This is a genomic window from Catellatospora chokoriensis, from assembly GCF_011297315.1.
GTDB lineage: Bacteria > Actinomycetota > Actinomycetes > Mycobacteriales > Micromonosporaceae > Catellatospora > Catellatospora citrea.
In genome coordinates this window covers 134286-156944 of sequence record NZ_JAAOTI010000017.1, presented here as the reverse complement: position 1 = coordinate 156944, position 22659 = coordinate 134286, and the positions used below count along the sequence as shown (strand labels likewise).

Here is a 22659-nt window from a genome sequence, read left to right as displayed (position 1 = left end):
GGGGGTCATGCGAGCACCGCCAGGGGGCGGACAGGGGCGCCGGTCGCGCCGACCAGGGGCAGCGGGTTGAGCACGAGCAGGATCTCGCGGGCACCGGTGGCCAGCAGCGGGTCGAGGTTCATCGTCTCCACGATGTGGACGCCGTGCTCCACCAGCAGCACCCGGTGCGCGGGCAGCACGGCGTGGCCGCGTCCGGCCGGGATGTGCTCGAAGGCGATGGTCTCCGCCCCGACGGCAGCGGGGGAGTGCGCGGCCAGCCAGTGCGCGGCGGCCTCGTCCGGGCCGGGGGTGCCGTCGCGGGCACCGATGAAGGCGTCGTGTTCGGACCAGCGGCGGGACCAGCCGGTGCCGATGAGGATCACCTCGCCGGGGACGAGGGTCAGGTCTCTCGCGGCGCGGCCGAGGTCGTCGGGCGTGATCGCGTACCCGGCGGGAAGCACGTCCACGCCGTGTACCCGGGCCACGTCCAGGATCACGGCGCGGCCCAGGTAGGGCGGGAACGTGTCGATGCCGAGGTCGCTGAAGCCCAGGTGGGACTGCAGCGGGCCGGCGGGGCGGCCGCCGTGCAGCAGGCCGTCCTGCGACACGTGCGACAGCGCGTCGACGTGCGTGCCGACGTGCCCGCCGGTCACGATCAGCTCGTTGGCCGCGGAGCCGCCGTCGGGCCTGGTCATGTCGCCGTGCCGGCGCTCCAGCGCCATCCGGAACGGCGGGTGGTTCGGCGACTGCGGCATGCCCCGCCGCATCGGCTGCGCCAGGTCGATCACTCGCCGCCCGCGCAGTGCCTCCCACGGTGTGACCGTGCTGCCGAATCCGCCGCTCGGCGTGGCGAGGCCGGGCCGGGCCGCACCGCTGTCGGGTGTCGCGATGCCGCTCTGCGGGACCGTGCCGTGCGGTGTCGAGGTGTCGACCGAGGCGGCTGATGCCGGCCGCGACCGGCCGCTCGGTGCCGGCAGCAGTGCGTGCCGGTCCTGGTCGAGGCCCTGCATCAGATCACCCCGGTGTCGCGCAGTGCGGTCAGCTCGTCGTCGGTGAGGCCGAGCCGGTCGCGGTAGACGGCGTCGTTGTCGGCTCCGCGGGGCCGACCGGTCCAGCCGATCCGGCCGGGCGTCTGCGACATCCGGTAGAGCACGTTGGGCATGCGCAGCGGCCCGAGCGCGGGGTCCTCGATCGTGGTGATCGAGTCCAGGGCGGTGAACTGCGGGTCGGCGAAGACGTCGGCGATGTCGTAGATCGGCGCGACCGCGGCCTGGGCCTCGTCGAACGCCTTGGCCACCTCGTCGAGGTCGCGCTGCGCGATCCAGGCGCCGACGTGGGCGTCCAGCTCGTCGGCGTGCGCGGCGCGGCCCGCGCCGGTGGCGAACCAGGGCTCGGCGATGACCTCGGGGTGGCCGACCAGGTGCATGACCCGTTCGGCGATGGCCTGGGCGCTGGTCGACACGGCGACCCAGCGGCTGTCGCGGGTGCGGTACGTGTTGCGCGGCGCGTTGTTGACCGAGCGGTTGCCCGTGCGCTGCTGCACGAGCCCGAGCTGGTCGTACGCCATGGCCTGCATGCCCAGCACGGTCAGCATCGGCTCGACGATGGCCAGGTCGATCACCTGCCCGGTGCCGCCGCGCGCGTCGCGGTGGTAGAGCGCGGTCATCACCGCCTGCGCGCAGGTCAGCGCGGAGATGCCGTCGGCCAGCCCGAACGGCGGCAGGGTGGGCGGCCCGTCGGGTGCGCCGGTGATCGCGGCGAAGCCGCTCATCGCCTCGGCGAGCGTGCCGAACCCGGGCCGGTGGGCGTACGGGCCGTGCTGGCCGAACGCGGTGACCCGGGCGACGACCAGGCGCGGGTTGACCTCGTGCAGGGCTTCGGGCGACAGGCCCCAGCGCTCCAGGGTGCCGGGCCGGAAGTTCTCGATGAGCACGTCGGCTTCGGACAGCAGCCGCCGGGCCAGTGCCGCCCCCTCGGCGCGACCGAGGTCGAGGGTGACCGTCTGCTTGTTGCGCCCCAGCATGGTCCACCACAGCGGCACCCCGTCGCGGGCCGGGCCGTGTCCCCGGGACGGGTCGCCCTTGGCCGGGTGCTCGATCTTGATCACGTCCGCGCCGTAGTCGCCGAGGATCGTCGCGGCGAGGGGTCCGGCGAAAAGGGTCGCGGCGTCGACGACGGTGACGCCGGACAGGGCGGCGGGCGGCATGGGGGAACCGTACACGCCCTACCCTCAAAAAGGAAACCTCGTTACAGTGTGCGAAACGCACTCCTGGGAGGACCACCGTGGCACGATACGATCTGCTGGTCAAGGACGGAACACTGGTGCTGCCGTATGCCGGCACGGTACGCGCCGATCTCGCCGTACGCGACGGGAAGATCGCGGCGATCGCCGACGACCTCGACCCGGCCGCGGCCGACGAGGTCGTCTCGGCGCAGGACCGGCTGGTCTTCCCCGGTGCCGTCGACGCCCACTACCACCTGGGCATCTACAGGGACCTGGCCCTGGACGCCGCCGAGGAGACCCGCTCCTCGCTGGTCGGCGGGGTGACCACGGTGCTGTCCTACTTCCGCACCGGCCAGCACTACCTCAACCGCACCGGCCCCTACGGCGAGATCTTCCCGCAGGTGCTGGACGCGGTGGCCGGGCACGCCTGGACCGACTACGGCTTCCACCTCGCGCCGATGGACACCGCGCAGGTCGGCGAGGTGCCCGCGCTGATCGACGAGCACGGCGTCAGCTCGTTCAAGTACTACATGTTCTACAAGGGATTCAACCTGTCCGCCGACTCCCGCGACGCCAAGTCGTTCACCATGAGCGACGAGTACGACCTCGGCCACCTGTACCAGATCATGGAGGCGGTCGCGGCGAACCAGCGCGCGGGCCGCCGGGTCTCGCTGTCGCTGCACTGCGAGCAGGCCGAGCTGATGCGGCTGTTCATCGACCGGGTCCGGGCCGCGGGTGACCCGCAGACCCTGAAGGCGTACTCCGACGCGCGCCCGCCGCTGACCGAGCAGGTCGCCATCGGCGAGGCGACGACGCTGGCCGGCGCGACCGGCTGCCCGGTCAACCTGCTGCATCTGTCGTCGGCCGAGGCGATCGCCGCGGCGGCCGCGGCCAAGGCCACCGGCCGGCTCGACCTGCGCTGCGAGGTCACCCTGCACCACCTGTGCCTGGACCACGAGAGCCTGGACCGCCGCGGCGGCCTGGGTGCGAAGGTCAACCCGCCGATCCGGTCCGTGTCGGACACCGAGGCGCTGTGGTCGGCGGTGCTCGACGGCACCGTGGACTGGGTCGCCTCCGACCACGCCTGCTGCCTGGAGGAGAACAAGGGCGACGCGCTGTGGCCCGCGCTGCCCGGCTTCGGCGGCACCGCGCTGCTGTACCCGATCCTGCTCAGCGAGGGCCTGCACAAGCGGGGCCTGTCCGCTCAGCGTGTCGCCGAGCTCGCCGCGGGCAATCCCGCCCGCGCCTACGGCCTGGCCGGGCGCAAGGGCAGCCTGATGGTGGGCATGGACGCCGACCTGACCGTCGTGGACCCGGAGCTGGAACAGGAGGTCACCACCGACCTGCTGCTCTCCGGCCAGGACCACTGCCCCTTCGAAGGCCACAAGGTCAAGGGCTGGCCCATCGCCACCGTCATCGGCGGCCGCCTCGCCTACCGCGACGGCAAGGTCCTGGGCACCCCCTCCGGCCGCTTCGTCGCCCGCTGACGCCCGTCGCGCCTGCAGTTTCGGGGAAAGTGCACGAAACCGCGCGCCGATTCCGCCACTTTCCCCGAAACTGCCGCCCGAGGCGCCCGAGGTGCCCCGGGGTGTTGTCGGGTTGGCGGCGGGGGGCTCGCGTGGGGAGGTGGGTGTCGGGACGATCGGGGGAATCGCTACCCGATCTGTGAGGGCCGTCATGAGTCGTCGCCTTGCCGTAGTCGCTGTGGTGGCCTTGGCCGCCGCCCTCGTTCCTGCCGTGCCGGCGGCTGCCGTGTCCGGACGGGTCGTGGTCTCCGCGACCACTCCGACCAATCTCGCCTTCAAGATCGCTGAGGCGGCCTGCCCGACCGGCACGCTGCTGCTGGGCGGCGGCGGCCGGGTCATCGGCGGCAACGGCGTGGTGCAGCTCAACCACTCCGGTCCGCGCTCCGACGGCCGGGCCTGGTCGGCGATCGCGTACGAGCACGCCGCCTACCGCGACGGCGTGCTGATCGTCGCGACCCCGTGGGCGGTGCAGTCCTGGGCGATCTGCGGGACCGGGGTCACCGGCCACAGCATCGTGCACACCGAGTTCACGACCCTGGCGGGCCAGACCACCGGCACCGCCAAGGCATACTGCCCGAAGGGGCGCAAGGCGATCGGGCTGGGCGGCAGTGTGCACAAGTCGCCGTACATCCTGGACGACCTGGTCGTGGACGCGGACCTGGGCATGGTGACCGTGCAATGGAACCGGGCCCGTGAGGCGGCGCCCGGCGACTACGCCGACGTGACCGGATACGGCGACGTGTGGGCGATCTGCGTCGCCCCGGTGCCCGGCCAGCAGCGGGCGTACGCGTCGAGCCCGTTCAGCACGTCGGACAAGGCCGTGGTGGCGTACTGCCCGCCGGGCACGACGGTGCACGGCGTCGGAGGTGCGCTCGCGGGCGCGGACAACGGCGCGAAGATCGAGGCGATGATGCCGTGGACGACGAGCGACACGGTCTCGGTCAGCGCCCGCCAGATGGCGTACGGCATGAGCACGCCCTGGCAGGCGACGGCGCTCGCGATCTGCGCCGCCTGAGCGCCCGGCCGGACAGAGGCGCCCGGGCCGTCGCGCGGTCGGCGCGTCGGCCCGGGCACACGTCGGTCACATGCCGTCGCCGCTCCACTCGCCGCGCGAGCGGGAGCGCACCGGCAGCGTGGAGATGACCGGCAGGTGGTCGTGGTTGTGGTCGTCGTAGTTCTCCGCGTGGCCGCCCCACTTGACCCACTCTTCGGTGGTGTACCAGTTGATCAGCTCGCCGTCCGACCGGATGATCCAGTCGATGTCGGTCTCGGCGATGAAGTGGCCGTGCTTGACCCCGGCTGGGCGGAAGCAGTACGTGCCGTCGTCGATGTCGCCGAAGTTGTACGCCATCTTGCCGCCGAGGGTGTAGAACTCCTCGTAGCACGGGTGGTGCGCGAGCCGGTGGTCGGTCCAGCCCTTCTTCGCCCGGATGAGCCGGGTGTAGAAGCCGGTCTTCGGGTCGCGGTGCAGCAGCTTGATGTACAGCGGCGTGAGCGGCCCGACACTGGGCGCCTCGGTCCACTCCATCCTGTTGGCGTCCACCACGGTCACCTCGCCCACCGCGTCGGCCCACCGCCGCGCGCCGGGGTCGAACCCGCAGTCGCCGTACTCGCGCCAGTGCAGCACCCGGCTGCCCTCCCGCACCTTGATCCAGTCCATCGGCACGCCGCGCGGCACCTGCACGTAGCCGCCCGCGCCGAGCTCGGTGCCGCCGTAGGACAGCGAGCCCGAGACAACGTAGAACTCCGTGTTCGCGTGCGGCACGCCGCCGCCGCGGCCCCAGTCGGCGGGGAAGTCCAGCGAGAGCGAGGACGAGCCGTCCTCCTCGTCGACGGACAGGCGGCGCTCGCGCACCTTGCCCTCGCCGTACGGCAGCTCGCCGACGTGCCAGATGTAGTCGTCCTCGTGGATCAGTTCTACGTGCGCTCTCACTGCGGTTCGCTCCTCAACTGTCGTTTCAACACCTTTCCGGCGGCGTTGCGGGGCAGCGTGCCGGGGAATTCGTAGGACTTGGGCACCTTGTAGCCGGCCAGCCGGGCGCGCAGGTGCGCGTCGAGGTCGGCGGTCGCGACGGCTTCGCGGCACACCACGTGCGCGACGATCCGCTCGCCCCAGTGCTCGTCGGGCACCCCGACGACGGCGGCCTCGACCACGCCGGGATGCGTGACCAGCGCCTCCTCGACGTCACGCGGGTACACGTTGACGCCGCCGGTGATGATCACGTCCTTCTTGCGGTCGACGATGGAGATGAACCCCTCGTCGTCGACCACCACGATGTCGCCGCTGGTCATGAACCCGTCCGGGGTGGTGCAGGCGGCGGTGGCGGCGGCGTTGTCCAGGTAGCCGTTCATCAGGTACGGCGAGCGGCTGAACAGCTCACCGGGCGTGCCCGGCCGCACCGGCCGCCCCTCGTCGTCGACGACCCGCACCCGCGTGGCGAACCACGGGTGGCCGACGGACCCGGCCTTGCGGCGGGCGTCGGCCGGGCGCAGGTTGGTGATCACACCGGCTTCGGTGGAGCCGTAGAGCTCGTGCACGCCGACGCCGGGGAACGCGTCGAGCACCCACTCCTTGAGCGGGCGGGGCAGCGCGGCGGCGTTGAAGTAGAGGGTGTCCAGGCTGGACAGCTCGGCGTGCGCGGCCGGTTCGGCGGTCAGCGAGCGGATCAGCTGCGCGTGCGTGGGCACCAGGAACACCGACTGGGCCCGGTCCCGCGCGATCATCTCCAGCACGTTCCCGGCGTCGAATCCGCGCAGCATGCTGACCGTGCCGCCGCAGAACACCGCCGCGTACGCGAACGCGAACCCGGCCCCGTGGTACATCGGTGCGACCGCGATGGTGCGCCGCCCCGGCCCCAGGCCCCATTCGAGCGCGGCGGCATAGAAGGTCAGCACCCGGGAGCGATGGGAGATCTGCACGCCCTTGGGGTCGCCGGTGGTCCCCGAGGTGTACGCGACGCAGAACGGGTCGCGCTCGGACACCGCCGCCCACGGGTCGCGCGCGTCGGCGGCGGCCAGGACCTGCTCGTACTGCTCGCCGACCGCGATGGAGACGTCGAGCGCGGGAGCGAGGTGGGCCAGCGCCTCGTCGGCGAGGATCGCGCGGGCCCGCGAGTGTTCGACGATGAACGCGATCTCGGGTCCGGCCATCCGGGGGTTGAGCGGCACCAGCACCAGTCCGGCCTTGGCCAGCGCGGCGGCGATCTCGGGATACTCCAGGCGGTTGCCGAGCAGCACCGCGACCCGGTCCCCGGCGCGCAGCCCGCGGGCCAGCAGTGCCTGCGCGAGCCGGGATGAGCGGTCGTCGAGCTGGGCGTAGTTCAGCCGACGGTCGCCGTCGATCACCGCGGTGACGCCCGGGGTCGCCCGGGCGAACTCCCGCACACCCCCGGCGATGTTCAGCTCGGCAGCATCCACCATGCCGAGAATGGAAACACCGTTTCCATTCTGAGGCAACCCCTGTCCCGCCCGGCCCCTCACGGGCAGGACTAGGCGGGAAAGTTCCCGGCGCGGCCGAGCATGGCCGGGGCCGTGATGCCGAGCCGTTCGGCGATCCAGGTTCCGGTCGCCGCAAGCCCGTCGAGCCGCACCCCGGACTCGATTCCGGAGCGCGCCAGCAGGTAGGCCAGGTCCTCGGTGGCGATGTTGCCGGTGGCGGCCGGGGCGAACGGGCAGCCGCCGATGCCGCCGATGCTCGCGTCGAGTGCCGACACGCCGTGGTCGAGCGCGGCCAGCGCGTTGGCGTACCCCGTGTTGCGGGTGTTGTGGAAGTGCGCGCGCAGCGCGACGTCGGGCGCGGCCTCGCGCACCGCCGTGACCAGCGCGGCGACCTGGCGCGGCACACCGGCACCGATGGTGTCGGCCAGGCAGATCTCGTCGGGGGCGACGGCGGCGCGGGCGATCAGCGACGCGACGTGGTCGGCGGCGACCTCGCCGGTGAACGGGCAGCCGAACGCGGCGGCGACGGTCAGCGTGGTGCGCAGCCCGGCCGCGCGGGCGCCGGCGGCGACCTCGTCCCACTGGGCGAGCGAGCGTGCGGTGGTCATGCCCTGGTTGCGCTGCGAGAACTCATCGGTGGCGACCAGCACGTAGTTGACCTCGTCCACGCCCGCCGAGGCCAGTGCGCGGTCGAGGCCGCGCCGGTTGAGCACCAGGCCGATGTAGGACACGTCCGCACGCCGGGGGATCGCGTCGAGCACGGCTTCGGCGTCGGCCAGCTGCGGCACCCGGGCCGGATGGGCGAACGCGACGGCCTCGATGCGGCGCACTCCCGCCGCGAGCGCGCGCGTGATGTACTCGACCTTCACCTCGGTGGACAGCAGCGTCCGCTCGTTCTGCAGCCCGTCGCGCGGGCCGACCTCCACGATCTCCACGGCACCCTCGGTTCCCTCTGGCGAAACAGCGTTTCCAAAGCATAGGATGCGGCCGTGACAGGCGCACTATCCGACATCAGGGTGATCGAGACCGGCACGCTGCTGGCCGGCCCGTTCTGCGGCCAGCTGCTCGGCGACTTCGGCGCCGAGGTCATCAAACTCGAGGACCCGGGCAAGGGCGACCCGATGCGCCAGTGGGGCCGGGAGAAGCCGCACGGGCAGTCGCTGTGGTGGCCGGTGGTCGCCCGCAACAAGAAGTCCGTCACCTGCAACCTGCGTGTCGCCGAAGGCCAGGACCTGGTGCGCCGCCTGGTCGCCGACGCGGACGTGCTGCTGGAGAACTTCCGCCCCGGCACCCTGGAGCGCTGGGGGCTGGGCTGGGACGAGCTGTCCGCGATCAACCCGCGGCTGATCCTGGTCCGGGTCACCGGCTACGGCCAGACCGGGCCGTACGCGCCGCGGGCCGGGTTCGGCTCGATCGGCGAGGCGATGGGCGGCATCCGCTACGTCACCGGCGAACCCGACCGGCCGCCGTCGCGCTCCGGCATCTCGCTGGGCGACTCCCTGGCCGCGACGTACGCCGCGTACGGCACCCTGGCGGCGCTGCACGCCCGCGAGCGCACCGGGCGCGGCCAGGTCGTCGACTCGGCGATCTACGAGGCCGTGCTGGCCATGATGGAGTCGCTGCTGCCCGAGTGGGCGGTGGCCGGCTACCAGCGCGAGCGCACCGGCGCGGTGCTGCCCAACGTCGCCCCGAGCAACGCCTACCCGACCGCCGACGGCACCGAGGTGCTGATCGCCGCCAACCAGGACACCGTGTTCGGGCGGCTGTGCGAGGTCATGGGGATGCCGGAGCTGGCGACCGACCCGCGATACGCCACGCACGGTGCCCGCGGCGCGCACCAGACCGAGCTGGACGACCTGATCGCCGCGTGGACCCGCACCCAGCCCGCGGACAAGCTGCTGGCCGCGCTGCACGAGGCCGGGGTCCCGGCGGGCGGGGTCTACACCGCCAAGGACATGCTGGCCGACCCGCACATCGCGGCCCGGGAGGCGATAGTGCGCGTGCCGCACCCTGACTTCGGCGAGCTGCCCATGCAGAACGTCGCCCCGCGCCTGTCGGCCGACCCCGGTGCGGTGCGCTGGGCCGGGCCCGCGCTGGGCCAGCACAACGACGAGGTGTACGGCACCCTGCTGGGACTGTCCGAGACCGAGCGGGCGCAGCTGCGGGAGCGGGGCGTCATCTGATGGCGCTGGACGCCGACTACGCGCGGGCCGGGTTCGCCCGGCGGCTCGGCTGGGGCGAGCGGCCCGCGGTGCTGCTGGTCGACCCGGTGGCCGCGTACACGGCGGACGGTTCGCCGCTGCGGCTCGACACCGGGCAGGCCGCGCTGGAGGCGATGGCCGCGCTGCTGAAGGCGGCGCGCGCGGCCGGGCTGCCGGTGGTGCTGACCGGTGTGCGGTACGCCGACGCCGGTTGCGCCGAGGCCCCGCTGTTCGCCGCGAAGGTGCCCGCGCTGGCGGCGTTCGCCGCGGGCAGCCCGCTGGGGGAGTTCCCGGCGGAGGTCGCCCCCGCGCCGGGGGAGCACGTCGTGCTCAAGCACTACGCGAGCGCGTTCGCGGGCACCTCGCTGGCGGCGTGGCTGACCGCGCACCGGGTGGACACGCTGGTCATCGGCGGCTTCTCGACCAGCGGCTGCGTACGGGCCTCCGCCGTGGACGCGCTGCAGCACGGCTTCCGGCCCATGGTGGCGCGCGAGGCCTGCGCCGACCGCGACCCCGGCCCGCACGAGGCCAACCTGTTCGACCTCGACGCCAAGTACGCCGACGTGGTGAGCCTGGCCGAGGCGCTGACCCGGCTCGGGTGAGCGCGGGTACTCCCCGGCCCGGTGCGCGGGCCGGGGAGCGGTGGGATCCGGTCAGGACGGCGGCATCAGCACGGAGTCGACGATGTACACCGTGCCGTTGCGGGTCTGCACGTTGCCACAGACCACCTGCGTGCTGTCGTTGACCTTGAAGTCGGCGCCGCTGCCGGACACGGTCAGGTCCTGGCCCTCCAGGGTCTTGTGGGTGCCTGCGAGCTGCTCAGGAGCGGTCTTCCCGGCCACCACGTGGTAGGTCAGGATCTTCGTGAGCAGTTCCTTGTCGGCCAGCACCTTGTCCAGATCGGCCTTCGGGATCTTCGCGAACGCGTCGTTGGTCGGCGCGAAGACGGTGACGGCTTCGGCGTTGTTGAGCGTGTCGACCAGGCCGGCCTGCTTGACCGCGGTGACCAGCGTGGACAGCAGCGGGTTGCCCGAGGCGGCGGTCGCCACGGGTTGCTGGGCCATCGCCTCGAAGCTGCCCGGGTTGTTCGGGTCCTTCGGCACGGCCGTGCAGCCGGGTCCGAACTCCTCCGCGGCCATCGCGGATACGGTGCCCCCCGTGGTCTGGGTGGCCATGGTGTCGGCGCCGCAGGCCGTCAAGGCCAGCGGGAACGCAAAGGCGCCGGCTGCCGCGAGCGCGGTCAGCCTCCTCTTGCCGAGCATGTCGGTGTCCTTCCTCCGGTGAGACTTCAGGAGGGATTCGACACCGGGCCTGGCGCGGTTTGGTCGTATAGCCGGATTTTTTAGTTTTCTGCTTTCTGAGCGCTTGGGGAATATCTTTCGGGTGACGCGTAAAGTGCGTCGATCTCGGAGGCGTACTTGCGGACGATCGCCGCACGGCGCAGCTTCAGCGTCGGCGTCAGCTCGTCCCCGCCCGGCGCCCACACCGCGTCCAGCACCTCGTACCGCTTGATCTGCTCGACCCGGGACAGCTCGGCGTTGCCCGCGGCGACCCCGGCCGCGATCGCGTCGGCGACCGTATCCGCGCCGTGCCGCGCGGTGTGCGACGCCACCGCCTCGGGATCCGGCACGATCAGGGCCACGTTGTACGGCCGCCCGTCACCCACCACGACCAGCGCGCCGATCAGCGGGCACGCCGACTTGACCACGCCCTCGATGTTGGCCGGGGACATGTTCTTGCCCGCCGCGTTGATGATCAGTTCCTTCTTGCGGTCCACGATGGACACGTAGCCGTCGGCGTCGATCGCGGCCACGTCCCCCGTGCGCAGCCAGCCGTCGGCGTCGAACGCCTCGGCGGTGCGCTGCGGGTCGCGGTGGTAGCCGCGGGTCACCAGCGGCCCGCGGATCAGCAGCTCGCCGTCGTCGGCCAGGCGCACCCGCACCCCGGGCGCGGGGATGCCGACGGTGCCGGGGCGGATCGCGCCGGGCGGGTTGAGCGTGCTCGCGCCGCAGGTCTCCGACATGCCCCAGATCTCGCACACGGGCAGCCCGAGGTCGAGGAAGAACTCCAGCACCGGCACGGGCAGCGCGGCCGCCCCGCACATCGCCCAGCGCATGCGGTCCATGCCCAGCCGGGCCAGCACCTGGCCGAGCACCAGCCGGTCCGCGATCCGCGCCAGCGCCCGCGCGGCCGGGCCGCCCCGCCTGCCCCGGCCCCACCGCAGCGCCAGCCGGAACGCCCACCGCCGCGGCGCGGGCGCGTCGAGCAGGGCGTCGGTGATGCGGGCGCGCATCTTCTCGAACACCCGCGGCACCGCCGCCCAGTACGTCGGGCGCACCTGGGCCAGGGCCGCGCCGAGCTGGGTCAGGTCGGCCAGGCAGGTGATCCGCGCGCCGTAGAGCAGCTGCAGGTAGTGGCTGGCCAGGCGGTCGGCGACGTGCGCGGCGGGCAGGTAGGACAGCCCGTGGTCGGCGCGGTGCAGCGGGAACAGCGCGGTCACCGCGTCCGCCTCGGCCAGCAGGTTGGCGTGGGTCAGCTCGACGCCCTTGGGCGGACCGGTGGTGCCCGAGGTGTAGATGAGGGTGAGCAGGTCGTCGGGCTGCACGGCACGCCACGCGGCGTCGAAGTCGAAACCCGGTTCGGCCAGCGCGCACAGCCCGTCGAGGGTGATCGTGCCGTCGGGCCGGCCGTCCACGCAGACCAGGTGGTCGTAGCGCGCCCCGCTGGCCACGATGCGCGCCGCGTACTGCTGCTCGCAGACGACGACCCGGGCCTGCGCGTTGTCGAGCACGTAGGCGATCTGCGCGGGCGAGGACGTGTTGTAGACCGAGAACGGCACCGCGCCGAGGTGGATCGCGGCCGTGTCGGCGAGGTGGAACTCGGGCCGGTTGGCCAGCATCAGCGCGACCGTCTGCCCCCGGCGCACACCCGCCCCGGCCAGGCCAGCCGCGATGGCCCGCACCCGGTCGGCGTACTCGCGCCAGGTCAGCTCCACGTCGGAGCCGTAAGCGCCCAGCGCGATGTCATCGGGCGCGGCCGACGCGGTCGCCTGGAACGCCGCGCACAGCGTCGCGGCATGCTTGCTGCTCGGCGGCACGAGCTCCGGGTCGTCGAAGGTGCGCGACGCGGCCTGCGGGACCGCGCCGGGTGAGGGCGCGCCCGGTGGCGTCGGGCCCGCGGCGGGCGGGGTGGCGGGGTGCATCGGGTCCTCTCCGGAACGGATCAGCGCAGGTGCAGCAACTGCATGGCGCGCACCGCGACGGTCAGCGCGCGGGCGTAGCGGGCCTGCCCGGGACCGGCCGGCGGGGTGAGATTCAGGCGCTGGTGGGCGATGGTCTGCGGGGCGGTGTAGGCGAGCAGCCCGGCCGTGCCGTGGCGGCGTCCGAGGCCGGACGACTTCATGCCGCCCATGGGCGCGTCGTGCGAGGCGTACGCGGCGGCGTAGCCCTCGTTGATGTTCACGGTCCCGGCCCGCAGCCGCCGGGCCAGCGCCCGCGCCGCGCCCGTGTCCCGGCTGAACACGGCGGCGTTGAGGCCGTACTCGGTGTCGTTGGCCAGCTCGACCGCGGCGTCGTCGCCGGACACCGCGAACACGGCCACCACCGGACCGAACGTCTCCTCGCGATACACCGCCATGTCCGGGGTGACCCCGGCCAGCACGGTGGGCTCGTGGAACAGCGGCCCGAGGTCGGGGCGGGCCGAGCCGCCGGCCAGCACCACCGCGCCGCGCCCGGTCGCGTCCTCGACGTGGCGGCGCACCGTGGCCAGCACGCGCGGCAGGCTCAGCGAGCCCATCTGCGGGCCGTAGTCCAGGTGCGCGGCCAGCCGCAGCCCGCGCACCAGCGGCAGGAATCGGTCCAGGAACGCGTCGTGCACGCGCTCGTGCACGATGATGCGCTCGGCGGACAGGCACAGCTGCCCGGCGCTGGCGAAGCAGGCCCGTACGGCGGCCTGGGCGGCCTGGTCGAGGTCGGCGTCAGCGCGCACCAGCAGGGAGTTCTTGCCGCCGAGCTCCAGCGAGCAGCCGATCAGCCGCCGCCCGGCCCCCGCCGCGACCGCCCGGCCCGCGGCCGTGGAACCGGTCAGGCACAGGTGGTCCGCGCCGTCGAGCAGCGCGTCGCCGATGTCCGCGGGCTCGCCGGTGACCTGCTGCCACACCCCGTCCGGCAGCCCGGCCTCGGTCATCAGGTCCCGCGCCCAGGCCGCGGTCCGCGCGGTCTGGGTGTCCGGCTTGTGCACCACCGCGTTCCCGGCCAGCAGCGCCGGCACGATGTCGGTCACGGCGAGCGCCAGCGGATAGTTCCACGGCGTGATCACGGCGACCACACCGAGCGGATGCCGCACCTCGACGGCGTACGTCAGCAGCGGCAGCGCGCCGCCACGGCGGCGCGGGCGCAGCAGGCGCGGCGCGCGGCGGGCGTAGTAGGTGCTGACCAGCGCCGCGTCCAGCACCTCCTCGTGCGCGTGCAGCCGGGCCTTGCCCGTCTCACGCTGCACCAGGTCGAGGATCTCGTCCTGGCGGCGCAGCAGCAGCTCCGCGAAGCGGCGCACCGGGCGGGCGCGCCCGCGCGGCGGCAGCGCCGCCCAGCCCGACTGGGCCGCGCGGGCCCGGACGTAGGCCAGCGCGACGTCGTCGGCAGTGGACTGCCGCACGGGCGGGAGGGGCTCGCCGGTGAGCGGCGCCAGCGGAACGGCGTCGGCCCCGCGGCATGCAGGGGTGCCCATGCGTGCACGGTAGCCCTTCGTGCCGCAAACGCAAGAGCTCGTCGCATCAATGCAGGTCAACGCGAGATAAATCAAGCGTGCTTGACTTTTATGGACGCGGTGATGAGGGTGGACGCCGTGCCGAACCTCGTGACCTCGACCGTGGAGCGCGGCGTCGCGACGCTGACGCTGGACTCCCCGCACAACCGCAACGCCCTGTCCGCGGCGCTCGTCGCGCAGCTCGGCGAGGCGCTGGCCGTCGCGACTGCCGACCCCGGCGTGCGTGCCGTGGTGCTGACCCACACCGGCCGCGTCTTCTGCGCGGGCGCGGACCTGGCCGAGGCCGCCGGCGGCGGGATCGCCGAGGGCACGGCGCGCCTGCTGGGGCTGCTGCGGGCCATCGTCGAGCTGCCGAAACCGGTGGTGGCGCGGGTGGACGGCCAGGTGCGCGCGGGCGGGCTGGGCCTGCTCGGGGCGTGCGACATCGCGCTGGCCGGGCCCGCGTCCGGGTTCGCGTTCACCGAGGCCAGGTTGGGGGTCGCCCCCGCGGTGATCTCGCTGACCACGCTCACCCGGATGCCTGAACGCGCCGCCGCGCGCTACTACCTGACCGGCGAGGTGTTCGACGCAGCGGCGGCGGTCGCCTGCGGCCTGGTCACCCTGGCCGGGGACGACGTGGACGTGCTGCTGGCCGACGTGCTGGCCGGGCTGCGTGCGGCCTCGCCGCAGGGCCTCGCCGCGTCCAAGCTGCTGACCACGGCGGCTGTCCGGCGCGTGCTGGACGAGCACGGGACGCGGCTGGCCGAGGAGTCGGCGCGGCTGTTCGCCACCGACGAGGCGGTCGAGGGCATGACGGCGTTCCTGCAACGGCGCAAGCCGTCGTGGGCGGCCTGACCTGCATATCGATATGTTGGCATAAATCATTTCTTGTCTCGTTTAGGGAAACGGTGTTCCACTGTGCGAACCAGATTCCCTCGACGAGAGGAACAGTGATGATCAGACGAGCGATCCTCGTGCTGGCAATGATCGCCGCCGCGGTGGCGAGCGCCGGTTCGCCCGCCGCGGCCGACAGCTCCACCCCCGGCGCGTACGCCGTGGGTTACGTCGACGCCTCGGTCAGCGCCTCCGGGCGTTCCTTCAGCGCCCGGATCTACTACCCGGCGGCGACCGCGGGGCAGAACGCGGCCGTGGCCGCCGGGCGCTTCCCGGCCATCGCCTTCGGGCACGGCTTCCTGCAGAGCGTGAGCAAGTACTACAGCACCATGCAGCACCTGGCCTCGTGGGGTTTCGTGGTGGCCGCGCCGACCTCGCAGGGCAGCCTGTTCCCGAGCCACAGTGCCTTCGCCGACGACCTCAACGCGCAGCTCACCTGGCTGGTCGCGCAGGACGCCACGGCGGGTTCGCGCTTCAACGCGCACATCGTCACCACCAGGCTGGGCCTGTCCGGCCACTCGATGGGCGGTGGTGCGAGCGTGCTGGCCGCCTCCCGCAACCCCGCGGTCACCACGGTCGCCAACCTCGCGGCCGCGGAGACCAACCCGTCGGCGGCCACCGCCGCGGCCTCGGTGCGGGTGCCGATGATGCTGGTCGCCGGGCAGAAGGACGGCACCGCGCCGATCGCGAGCCACCAGCGTCCGATCTACACCGCCAAGCCCGCGCCCAAGCAGCTGCGCACCATCGTCGGCGGCTTCCACTGCGGCTTCATCGACAGCTCGTCGGCCTTCTGCGACAGCGGCACCATCACCCGCGCCGTCCAGCTGCAGATCACGCGGCGGGTGCTGACCGACTGGTTCCGCTACTACCTGGCCGGGGACGCCACGGCCTACGACGCCGTGTGGGGCCCGGGCGCGACCGGCGACCCACAGGTCGTGTTCGAGGGCGTCGCCTAGGTGAACCTGGGGTGCCGGGCGCGTCCGCCGATCGCGGCACGCGCCCGGCGCCGGGGTCTTCGCCCGCCCGGTCCGCGCGAGGCACCACGGCCCCGCCGTCCGGGACAGCCGGGAATCAGACCCGGCCGGCCGCGTAGACCCGTGCTCCCAGGTCGGCCAGGACCGCGTTCGCCGTGCGCCGGCCGGAGACCAGGGCGCCCTGGATCGAGCTGGTGTCGCGGTGGTCACCGCAGACGTACCGGCCGTAGCCGTGGCGCACGGGGCGGCGCATGCGGTGCGGTGCGGGCATCGCGGGCAGCGCGTGCGGGATGCGATACGCGTCCAGGAACTGCCAACCGGCCGTCGGCACGTCGTACAGCACGGCCAGCCGGGCGCGGACCGAGCGCTCCAACGCGTCGATCGGGGTGGCCGTGTCCAGGGTGGACGTGGCGATCAGCGCCCGGCCGTCGGTGGCGTACCCGGCCGCGGCGGCCGTGAGCACCACCGTGTTGGTCACCAGGCCGGCCCCGCCGGGGTCCACGGTCAGCAGCGGGTGGGCGGACGGCGCACCGAAGCAGGCATGGTAGAACGTGGTCACCCCGTGCCAGGCGGGTGCGCGCAGGCCGGGCAGCAGCGCCGCCGCGGTGGCTCCGTCGGTGGCCACGACGACGGCCCGCGCGAGGATCTCCTCGCCGCCCGCCACCGCCACGCCGTGCGGGGTCAGCTGCCGCACCCGGGCCTCGCAGCGCACGGTCCCGCCGGGCAGTTTCGTCGCGAGCAGCCGGGGCAGCGCCTGCATGCCCTGCGCGGGCACGGCGGCGCCGCCGCGCAGGAACATGCGCCACATGAGATGGAAGAAGCGGCCCGACGTGTCCAGCCGGTCCTCCAGGAACACCCCGGCCAGGAACGGGCGCAGCACCCGGTCCACCGTCGCGGGCGCGAGGTCGGCCGCCTTCAGCTCGTCGAGGGTGCTCACGTCCGGCTGGCGCAGCACCGCCGCGGTGGAGCCGAGCGTGTCCCGGGCGGCCAGCTCGACCAGCGTCAGCCCGTCGGCCGCCGGCACCAGCCCGGAGGCCAGCGCGAGCGCCGCGGTCGGGCCGGGGCGCAGGTCGTGGGTGCGTCCGGCCCAGTGCACCGCCACCCCGCGCGTGAACGGCCGCAGGTGCAGGTCGGCCAGGTCGCACTCCACCTGCAGCGCGGGGTAGGCCGGGCAGATCGTCTGGAAGCCCCGGTCCAGCAGGAAGCCGTCCACGGCGTCGGTGCGCACCCGCCCGCCGACGTCGTCGGACGCCTCCAGCACGGTCACCCGCAGCCCGGCGTCGGCGATCCGCCGCGCGGCGGTCAGCCCTGCCAGGCCCGCGCCGACGACGGCCACGTCCCAGTGTTCCGCCATGTCCTCAGGCTAGGCCGCCGCACCTGCGGTGCAGCGGGTTTCGGTGGACTGCGTCGATCCCCGCAGGTCGGTTCCCTCTGGCGAAACGCCGTTTCCCATACGTAGGATGCTCGGCACCGGATCCGGTGGCTGCCGCGGGACACCTCGGCGTGGACGAGACGCGGGCAGCTGCCGGGTCGCCCGGTCGAGCCCTGGAGGTAGGCGCATGGCCGTCCCCGCCGTCGACGAGCAGGTCCGCGAGATCGCCGCGTATGCGGGGCGGCCCCCGGTGCGGGTCACCCGGGGGCGTGCCGCCCCGTTCGGCTGGTGGCCCGCGGTCTGCATCGCGCTGGTCGCGCTGATCGACCGGATCGAGTACAACCTGCTGGCCGGGGCGCTGCCGGCGATCCAGCGCGAATTCGGGTTCGACGACGGCGCGGCCGGGGCCATCGCCACCGCCGGGGCGATCGCGGCGGTGCTCCTGCTGCTGCCCGCCGGGCGGCTGGCCGACACCGGGCGGCGCACCTGGACCGTGGCCGCCGTGGTCGCGGTGTGGGCGCTGCTCACCCTCGGCACCGGCCTGGCCGGCTCCTACGCGATGCTGTTCGGCGTGCGGGTGCTGCTCGGCGCGGCCGGGCAGCTCTACAACCCGCCCGCGTCCAGCCTGCTCGGCGACCTCTACCCGGGCCCCAGCCGGGCCCGCGCCTACGGGCTCGAACGCGCCGCCTACTTCGCGGGCCTGCCGATCGGCGTCATTGCGGGCGGGGCGCTGGCGAAGGCGTACGACTGGCGCACCGGCTTCTTCCTCGTCGCCATTCCCGGCGCGGTCATCGCGGTGCTCATGCTCACGGTCCGCGAACCGGTCCGCGGCATCGGCGACCGCCTCAGCTCCTGGTACGCCGATCCGGCCGCGGAGCCGCCGACCGGACTGCCGCCCGTGACCGCCCCGGCGGCCCGATCCGGGCTAAAGCCGGCGATGTCGGGGTTGGTGGCGCAGGTGCGAGAGCTGTGGGGCATCCGCACGCTGCGGTCCGTGGTGAGCGGGCTGAGCATCCTGTTCTTCGGGCTGGGCGGGCTGTTCTTCTGGATGCCGTCGTTCTACCAGCGCGAATTCGGGCTCGACGAGGCCGCGTCGGCCGCGGTCGGCGGCGGCGCGGGCCTGGTCGGCATCCTCGCCGGCATCGGCCTGGGCAGCTGGCTCGGCGACCGCGGGCACGGCCGCCGTCCCGGCTGGCGGGTGCGGCTCGGCGGATCGTCGCTGCTGTTCGGCACCGTCGCGCTGGCCGGAGCCGTGGCGGTCGGCCCGTTCGTGCCGCAGGTGGTCTGCTTCGGACTCGCCAACGTCGGCTTCGCCGGCGCCATCGCGAACCTGACCGCGGCCAACGCCGACGTGGTCGCCGCCTCCCGGCGCGGCCTGGGCTTCGCGGTGCTCCAGTCGGTGATCACGCTGGGCGGCGCGCTCGGCCCGTGGCTCATCGGCGAGGCCTCCGACGCCACCGGCTCGCTGCGCCTGGCGTACGCCGTGGTCATCGCGCCGCTGGTGGTCGGCAGCCTGATCGTGCTCCGGGCCTGGCCCGGCTACGACGCCGATGCCGCCGCTGCGCTGTCCACCCGCGACACGCCCTCTTGATCGTTCGACTTGCCAGGCAGGTGGGCGGATGAAGGTGCGAGATACGCGCACACCTGCCAGGCAAGTCGGGCGATCAAGGCCAGGGCGCACCGACCTTGCCCGGTCGCGCCCGATGGTGTCAGCCGCGTTCCACGACCAGCAGCTTCTGCGCGGTGACCACGGCGACCGCCAGGGTCTTGTAGCCGACCTCGTCGAACAGCACCGTCATCCGGTCCTTCTCGTAGCCGAGCACCATGCCGGTGCCCCAGTCGGCGTGGCGCACCGTGCTGTGCAGCGGGTACGGCACGTCGTCGGGCAGCACCTCCGAGGTGCCCTCGTGGCAGCTGTCGCAGTGCCCGCAGGTGTCGTTGAGCTGCTCGCCGAAGTAGCCCAGCAGGGCCTGCACCCGGCAGCCGCGCATCTCGGCGAACCGGCGCATCATGTCGGTGCGCGAGCGCTGGCCCGCCTGGTATCGCCCGTGCTCGGCGATCGCGTCCCGGGCGGCCTGGTCGGGCAGCGGCGCGAAGCGCGGCACGCTCAGCTCGCCCTTGGTCCCGGTCGCGACCGCGCCGACCTGCTCCAGCAGGCTCAGATGCGCGGCGAGCTTGCGGGCGTTGTAGCCGGTGGTCTTCGCCAGTGCCGTCTTGGTGACCGGGCCGCTGTGCAGGGCCGCGGCCACGGTGCGCAGCTCGGCCAGATCGGGCGCGCCGCCGTTGAAGAAGCGTTGCAGGGCCACGTCCTCGGCGCGGTGCAGCAGCAGCGCGTGCGCCGGGTCGCCGTCGCGGCCGGCCCGGCCGATCTCCTGCAGGTAGCTGTCGGGCGAATCAGGCAGGGCCATGTGCGCGACGAAGCGGATGTTCGGCTTGTCGATGCCCATGCCGAACGCCGACGTGGCGACCATGATCGGCACTCGGTCGGCGAGGAACGCCTCGTGCGCGCGGGCGCGCACCCCGGCCGCCATGCCGCCGTGGTATGCCGTGGCCTCGTGGCCGGCGTCGTTGAGCCGCTGGGCCAGTTCCTCGGCGGCGCGGCGGGTCGGCACATACACGATGCCCGGCGGGGTGGCCTCCTCCAGCAGCTTGAGCAGCCGCCGCCAGCGGTAGTCCTCGCTGGGGCAGTGCGTCGACTCCAGGAACAGGTTGGGCCGGTCCAGCCCGGTCAGCACCACCTTGGGCTTGCGCAGCCCGAGGCGGGCGATGATGTCCTCGCGCATCGGCGGCGACGCGGTGGCCGTCAGCGCCACCACCGGCGGGCGGCCCAGCCCCCGGATCAGATGCCCGATCGTGAGGTAGTCGGGCCGGAAGTCGTGGCCCCAGGACGAGATGCAGTGCGCCTCGTCCACCGCGACCAGCTTCGGGCGCAGCGCCTTCACCTCAGCCATCCGCTCCGGCGAGCTGAGCTGCTCGGGCGTGATGAACAGGAACCGGGCCGTGCCCGCGCGCAGCTCCTGCAGGGCCGCGGCCTGCTTCGCGGGGGTCTCCGCGGAGCTGATCCGCACCGCCCGCAGGGCCGGGTTGCCGCGATCGTTGAGGTTGGCGATCTGGTCCTGCTGCAGTGCCAGCAGCGGGGAGATCACCACGGTCGGTCCCTTCAGGAGGGACGCGGTGACCTGGTAGACGGCCGACTTTCCGCCACCGGTGGGCAGCACCACCACCGCGTCGCGGCCGCGCAGCAGGGCGCGCATGGCGTCCAGCTGCGCGGGCCGCAACCGGTTCCAGCCGAAGTGGTCACGGGCGGCGCGACGCAGGCGCAGGGAGCGGAATAAGAACATCATCGCCGCGACTCTAACCAGTTCCGCCGACACGCAAACGTCACCGACATGCTGTCCGTAGACGCGTATGGATGAAGATCAGCGGTCGACAGCGCCCGTGACCAGGTTCGCTATCGCGGCGGCGGCCTCTGGCAGATTTTCGTCACCGGGGCAGTCGGTGAACGCGACGGTGACCGTTCCGTGGCGGCCCGTCCGGTCCACGGTGACGGTGTACTGGAAGGCGTCGGCGCAGTTGGTCGGCGTGGTGGGACGCGCGGCCTCGGTGTCCAGGCGCGGGTCGGCGGCGAGGGTCTGCAGCTGCGCCTGCTCCGATGTGGTCAGTTCACCCGATTTGTTGGCTTTGGCGCGGTCGGTTGCGGTCCACCTGCCCGCCGGGTCGACCGTGATCTGGTCGTCGACGCCGGCGAAGCCACCCGTGCGGTGCACGACGACCGTGGCGGGCGTGGGCGAGAACCACCCGCCGGGGCTGGGTGAGGCGCCGGGAGCCGCGGGGCCGGGCGCGCAGGCCGTGGTGAGCGCCAGCAGCGCCGCGAGGGCGGCGAAACGCAGTGCGGTCATGTGTGCTGGGACGGCCCGGATCGCGGGCCGGTTGCCGGACGGCGGTGCTTCATTCATGCCTGTCAGTCTATGCGCCCTGGTGGACCGCCGGGCCGGCGGCCATGGCCCGGGCTCCGACCCAGTCGGTCGCGTCCATCAGCAGGTTGGCGATGCCCGCGGCGACCGGGGGTGCCGTGGCGTCCGGGCACTCGGCGTAGCCGATCGTGACGTTGCCGTCCGGGTGCACGACATACAGCCAGACGCGGAAGGCGTCCGGGCAGGAGGTCGGCGGGTGGCTCTGGCGCCCCTCGTCGCGCAGGCGCGGATCGGTCAGCAGCGCGGTCAGCTGCGCCTGCTGCTGCGGGGTCAGCGTGCCGGACGCCTTGTCCTGGCCGCTGCGGTAGGAGCGCCAGGAGCCGTCCGGCAACACCATGGCGCTCTCGTCGCGAAACGGCCGCCCGCCGTTGCGGACCACGTTGATGAGGGCGCCGTGCTCGACCGGGCCGGGGTCGCGCACGGCCTGCTCGCCGCCGGAGCACGCGGCGAGCGCCGGCAGCATCGCCGCGACCACGGCCGCCGCCCACAACGTGCGGCGTGCCGGGCGGACAATCGATGAACGGTGCACAGAGGGCAATCTACTCAACCCGTCGGCCGGGCGCGCGCTCGCAACGCGGCCGGATCCGTCGAGCCGGTGACATCTGAGAGATCAACCGGACATTCCGGCACGTGCCCGCAACGAGGCGAGATCCAGCACGGTCACCGACATCCGGCTGGTGCGGATCCATCCGGCGCTGCGCAGCACGCCCAGCGCCTTGCTGACCGCCTCCCGGGACGCGCCGACCCAGCCTGCCAGCTCGTCCTGTGACAGCGGCAGTGCGATGGCGATAACGTCGCCGTCGGGGCGGCCGAACCGCTCGGCCAGCTCGACCAGGCGCGCGGCGACCCGGCCGGTGCTGTCCTGCGCGCCGAACTCGACACGCTTGCGGTCGGCGTCGCGCAGCCGTTCGGTGAGCAGCCGCATCAGCAGGAACGCCACCCGGCCGTGGGCCTGCAGGTATGCCTCGAACTCCGGCAATGCCATGACCAGCGCCGTCACCGGCTCCAGCGCGGTCAGCGTGGCCGAACGCGGCGCCCGGTCCACCGCCGACAGCTCGCCGAGCAGCGCACCGGGGCCGCGTACCGCGAGCACGACCTCGCCGCCCGCGGCGGTGTGCGAGGACGCCTTGACCCGCCCCGCGCGCAGCATGGCGACCCAGTCCGAGCGGTCGGCCTCCCGGCACAGCACCTCGCCGCGGCTCCACCGCCGCAGCGCGCTACGCCGGGTGAACTGCTCCTGCTCCGCGGGCGTCAGCAGGCTCCAGAAGTCCCCACCGCTCACGCCTTCTCCTCGCTGCGCTCGTCGGCGGCGTGAGTCCGCGTCGACATGGTTC

20 protein-coding genes are annotated in these 22659 nt (G+C 73.4%); 7 read left to right on the top strand and 13 right to left on the bottom strand.

Annotated features, from left to right (window positions below; all coding sequences use genetic code 11):
* Nucleotides 1–5: 5 nt before the first annotated feature.
* Together HAV39_RS25165 and HAV39_RS25160 are read right to left on the bottom strand one after the other, a co-directional pair.
* Nucleotides 6–989 carry a cyclase family protein gene (locus HAV39_RS25165; RefSeq protein WP_191841615.1) on the bottom strand — a complete coding sequence of 328 codons (984 nt, stop codon included), beginning with the start codon at nt 987–989 and terminating at the stop codon, nt 6–8.
* Nucleotides 989–2185, bottom strand: a complete 1197-nt coding sequence (locus HAV39_RS25160) for a CaiB/BaiF CoA transferase family protein (protein ID WP_191841614.1) — start codon at nt 2183–2185, stop codon at nt 989–991. The genes HAV39_RS25165 and HAV39_RS25160 overlap by 1 nt, the downstream gene beginning before the upstream one ends.
* Before the next feature lie 77 nt (nt 2186–2262).
* On the opposite strand from HAV39_RS25160, the gene HAV39_RS25155 reads away from it, so the two are divergent.
* Both HAV39_RS25155 and HAV39_RS25150 read left to right on the top strand, forming a co-directional pair.
* A complete protein-coding gene (locus HAV39_RS25155) occupies nt 2263–3690 on the top strand; it encodes a dihydroorotase (RefSeq protein WP_191841613.1) in 1428 nt (475 codons plus the stop codon).
* Between the two features lie 190 nt (nt 3691–3880).
* A complete protein-coding gene (locus HAV39_RS25150; RefSeq protein ID WP_191841612.1) occupies nt 3881–4744 on the top strand; it encodes a hypothetical protein in 864 nt (287 codons plus the stop codon).
* Nucleotides 4745–4810: 66 nt separating this feature from the next.
* Here HAV39_RS25150 and HAV39_RS25145 read toward each other — a convergent pair whose 3' ends face one another.
* From HAV39_RS25145 to HAV39_RS25135, 3 genes are all read right to left on the bottom strand, one after another.
* Entirely contained in the window at nt 4811–5662 is an 852-nt protein-coding gene (locus HAV39_RS25145; protein WP_191841611.1) for a DUF4437 domain-containing protein, read from the bottom strand.
* A complete protein-coding gene (locus HAV39_RS25140; RefSeq protein ID WP_191841610.1) occupies nt 5659–7149 on the bottom strand; it encodes a class I adenylate-forming enzyme family protein in 1491 nt (496 codons plus the stop codon). Before HAV39_RS25140 ends, HAV39_RS25145 begins: the two co-directional genes overlap by 4 nt.
* A gap of 68 nt (nt 7150–7217) precedes the next feature.
* Nucleotides 7218–8102 (bottom strand): hydroxymethylglutaryl-CoA lyase, encoded by an 885-nt coding sequence (locus HAV39_RS25135; RefSeq protein WP_191841609.1) that lies wholly within the window; start codon nt 8100–8102, stop codon nt 7218–7220.
* 54 nt (nt 8103–8156) lie between these two features.
* Here HAV39_RS25135 and HAV39_RS25130 point away from each other — a divergent pair, with 54 nt between their 5' ends.
* The gene (locus HAV39_RS25130) at nt 8157–9350 is read left to right on the top strand and encodes a CaiB/BaiF CoA transferase family protein (protein WP_191841608.1); all 1194 of its coding nucleotides are present in this window, start codon (nt 8157–8159) and stop codon (nt 9348–9350) included.
* The gene (locus HAV39_RS25125) at nt 9350–9970 is read left to right on the top strand and encodes an isochorismatase family protein (RefSeq protein ID WP_191841607.1); all 621 of its coding nucleotides are present in this window, start codon (nt 9350–9352) and stop codon (nt 9968–9970) included. Before HAV39_RS25130 ends, HAV39_RS25125 begins: the two co-directional genes overlap by 1 nt.
* Before the next feature lie 51 nt (nt 9971–10021).
* Here HAV39_RS25125 and HAV39_RS25120 read toward each other — a convergent pair whose 3' ends face one another.
* From HAV39_RS25120 to HAV39_RS25110, 3 genes are all read right to left on the bottom strand, one after another.
* Entirely contained in the window at nt 10022–10630 is a 609-nt protein-coding gene (locus HAV39_RS25120) for a fasciclin domain-containing protein (protein ID WP_191841606.1), read from the bottom strand.
* A gap of 80 nt (nt 10631–10710) precedes the next feature.
* On the bottom strand, nt 10711–12570 hold the full coding sequence (locus HAV39_RS25115) for an AMP-binding protein (protein WP_191841605.1): 1860 nt from the start codon (nt 12568–12570) through the stop codon (nt 10711–10713).
* Between the two features lie 20 nt (nt 12571–12590).
* The gene (locus tag HAV39_RS25110) at nt 12591–14093 is read right to left on the bottom strand and encodes a succinic semialdehyde dehydrogenase (protein WP_191841604.1); all 1503 of its coding nucleotides are present in this window, start codon (nt 14091–14093) and stop codon (nt 12591–12593) included.
* 102 nt (nt 14094–14195) lie between these two features.
* Here HAV39_RS25110 and HAV39_RS25105 point away from each other — a divergent pair, with 102 nt between their 5' ends.
* Together HAV39_RS25105 and HAV39_RS25100 are read left to right on the top strand one after the other, a co-directional pair.
* A complete protein-coding gene (locus HAV39_RS25105) occupies nt 14196–14966 on the top strand; it encodes an enoyl-CoA hydratase family protein (RefSeq protein WP_191841603.1) in 771 nt (256 codons plus the stop codon).
* 98 nt (nt 14967–15064) lie between these two features.
* Nucleotides 15065–15961: an alpha/beta hydrolase family protein gene (locus HAV39_RS25100; RefSeq protein WP_191841602.1), complete on the top strand. Its 897-nt coding sequence runs from the start codon at nt 15065–15067 to the stop codon at nt 15959–15961.
* A gap of 115 nt (nt 15962–16076) precedes the next feature.
* Here the strand turns inward: HAV39_RS25100 and HAV39_RS25095 are convergent, their stop codons facing one another.
* Nucleotides 16077–17333: an NAD(P)/FAD-dependent oxidoreductase gene (locus HAV39_RS25095; RefSeq protein ID WP_191841601.1), complete on the bottom strand. Its 1257-nt coding sequence runs from the start codon at nt 17331–17333 to the stop codon at nt 16077–16079.
* 205 nt (nt 17334–17538) lie between these two features.
* Between HAV39_RS25095 and HAV39_RS25090 the strand changes: the two genes are divergently transcribed.
* Entirely contained in the window at nt 17539–18942 is a 1404-nt protein-coding gene (locus HAV39_RS25090) for an MFS transporter (protein ID WP_191841600.1), read from the top strand.
* Between the two features lie 118 nt (nt 18943–19060).
* Here the strand turns inward: HAV39_RS25090 and HAV39_RS25085 are convergent, their stop codons facing one another.
* The 4 genes from HAV39_RS25085 to HAV39_RS25070 all read right to left on the bottom strand — a co-directional run bounded on the left by HAV39_RS25085 (nt 19061) and on the right by HAV39_RS25070 (nt 22607).
* Entirely contained in the window at nt 19061–20695 is a 1635-nt protein-coding gene (locus HAV39_RS25085) for a RecQ family ATP-dependent DNA helicase (protein WP_191841599.1), read from the bottom strand.
* Between the two features lie 75 nt (nt 20696–20770).
* On the bottom strand, nt 20771–21307 hold the full coding sequence (locus HAV39_RS25080) for a protealysin inhibitor emfourin (protein ID WP_191841598.1): 537 nt from the start codon (nt 21305–21307) through the stop codon (nt 20771–20773).
* 10 nt (nt 21308–21317) lie between these two features.
* Nucleotides 21318–21854: a hypothetical protein gene (locus HAV39_RS25075; RefSeq protein WP_191841597.1), complete on the bottom strand. Its 537-nt coding sequence runs from the start codon at nt 21852–21854 to the stop codon at nt 21318–21320.
* 81 nt (nt 21855–21935) lie between these two features.
* Nucleotides 21936–22607, bottom strand: a complete 672-nt coding sequence (locus HAV39_RS25070) for a Crp/Fnr family transcriptional regulator (protein ID WP_191841596.1) — start codon at nt 22605–22607, stop codon at nt 21936–21938.
* Nucleotides 22608–22659: the final 52 nt, after the last annotated feature.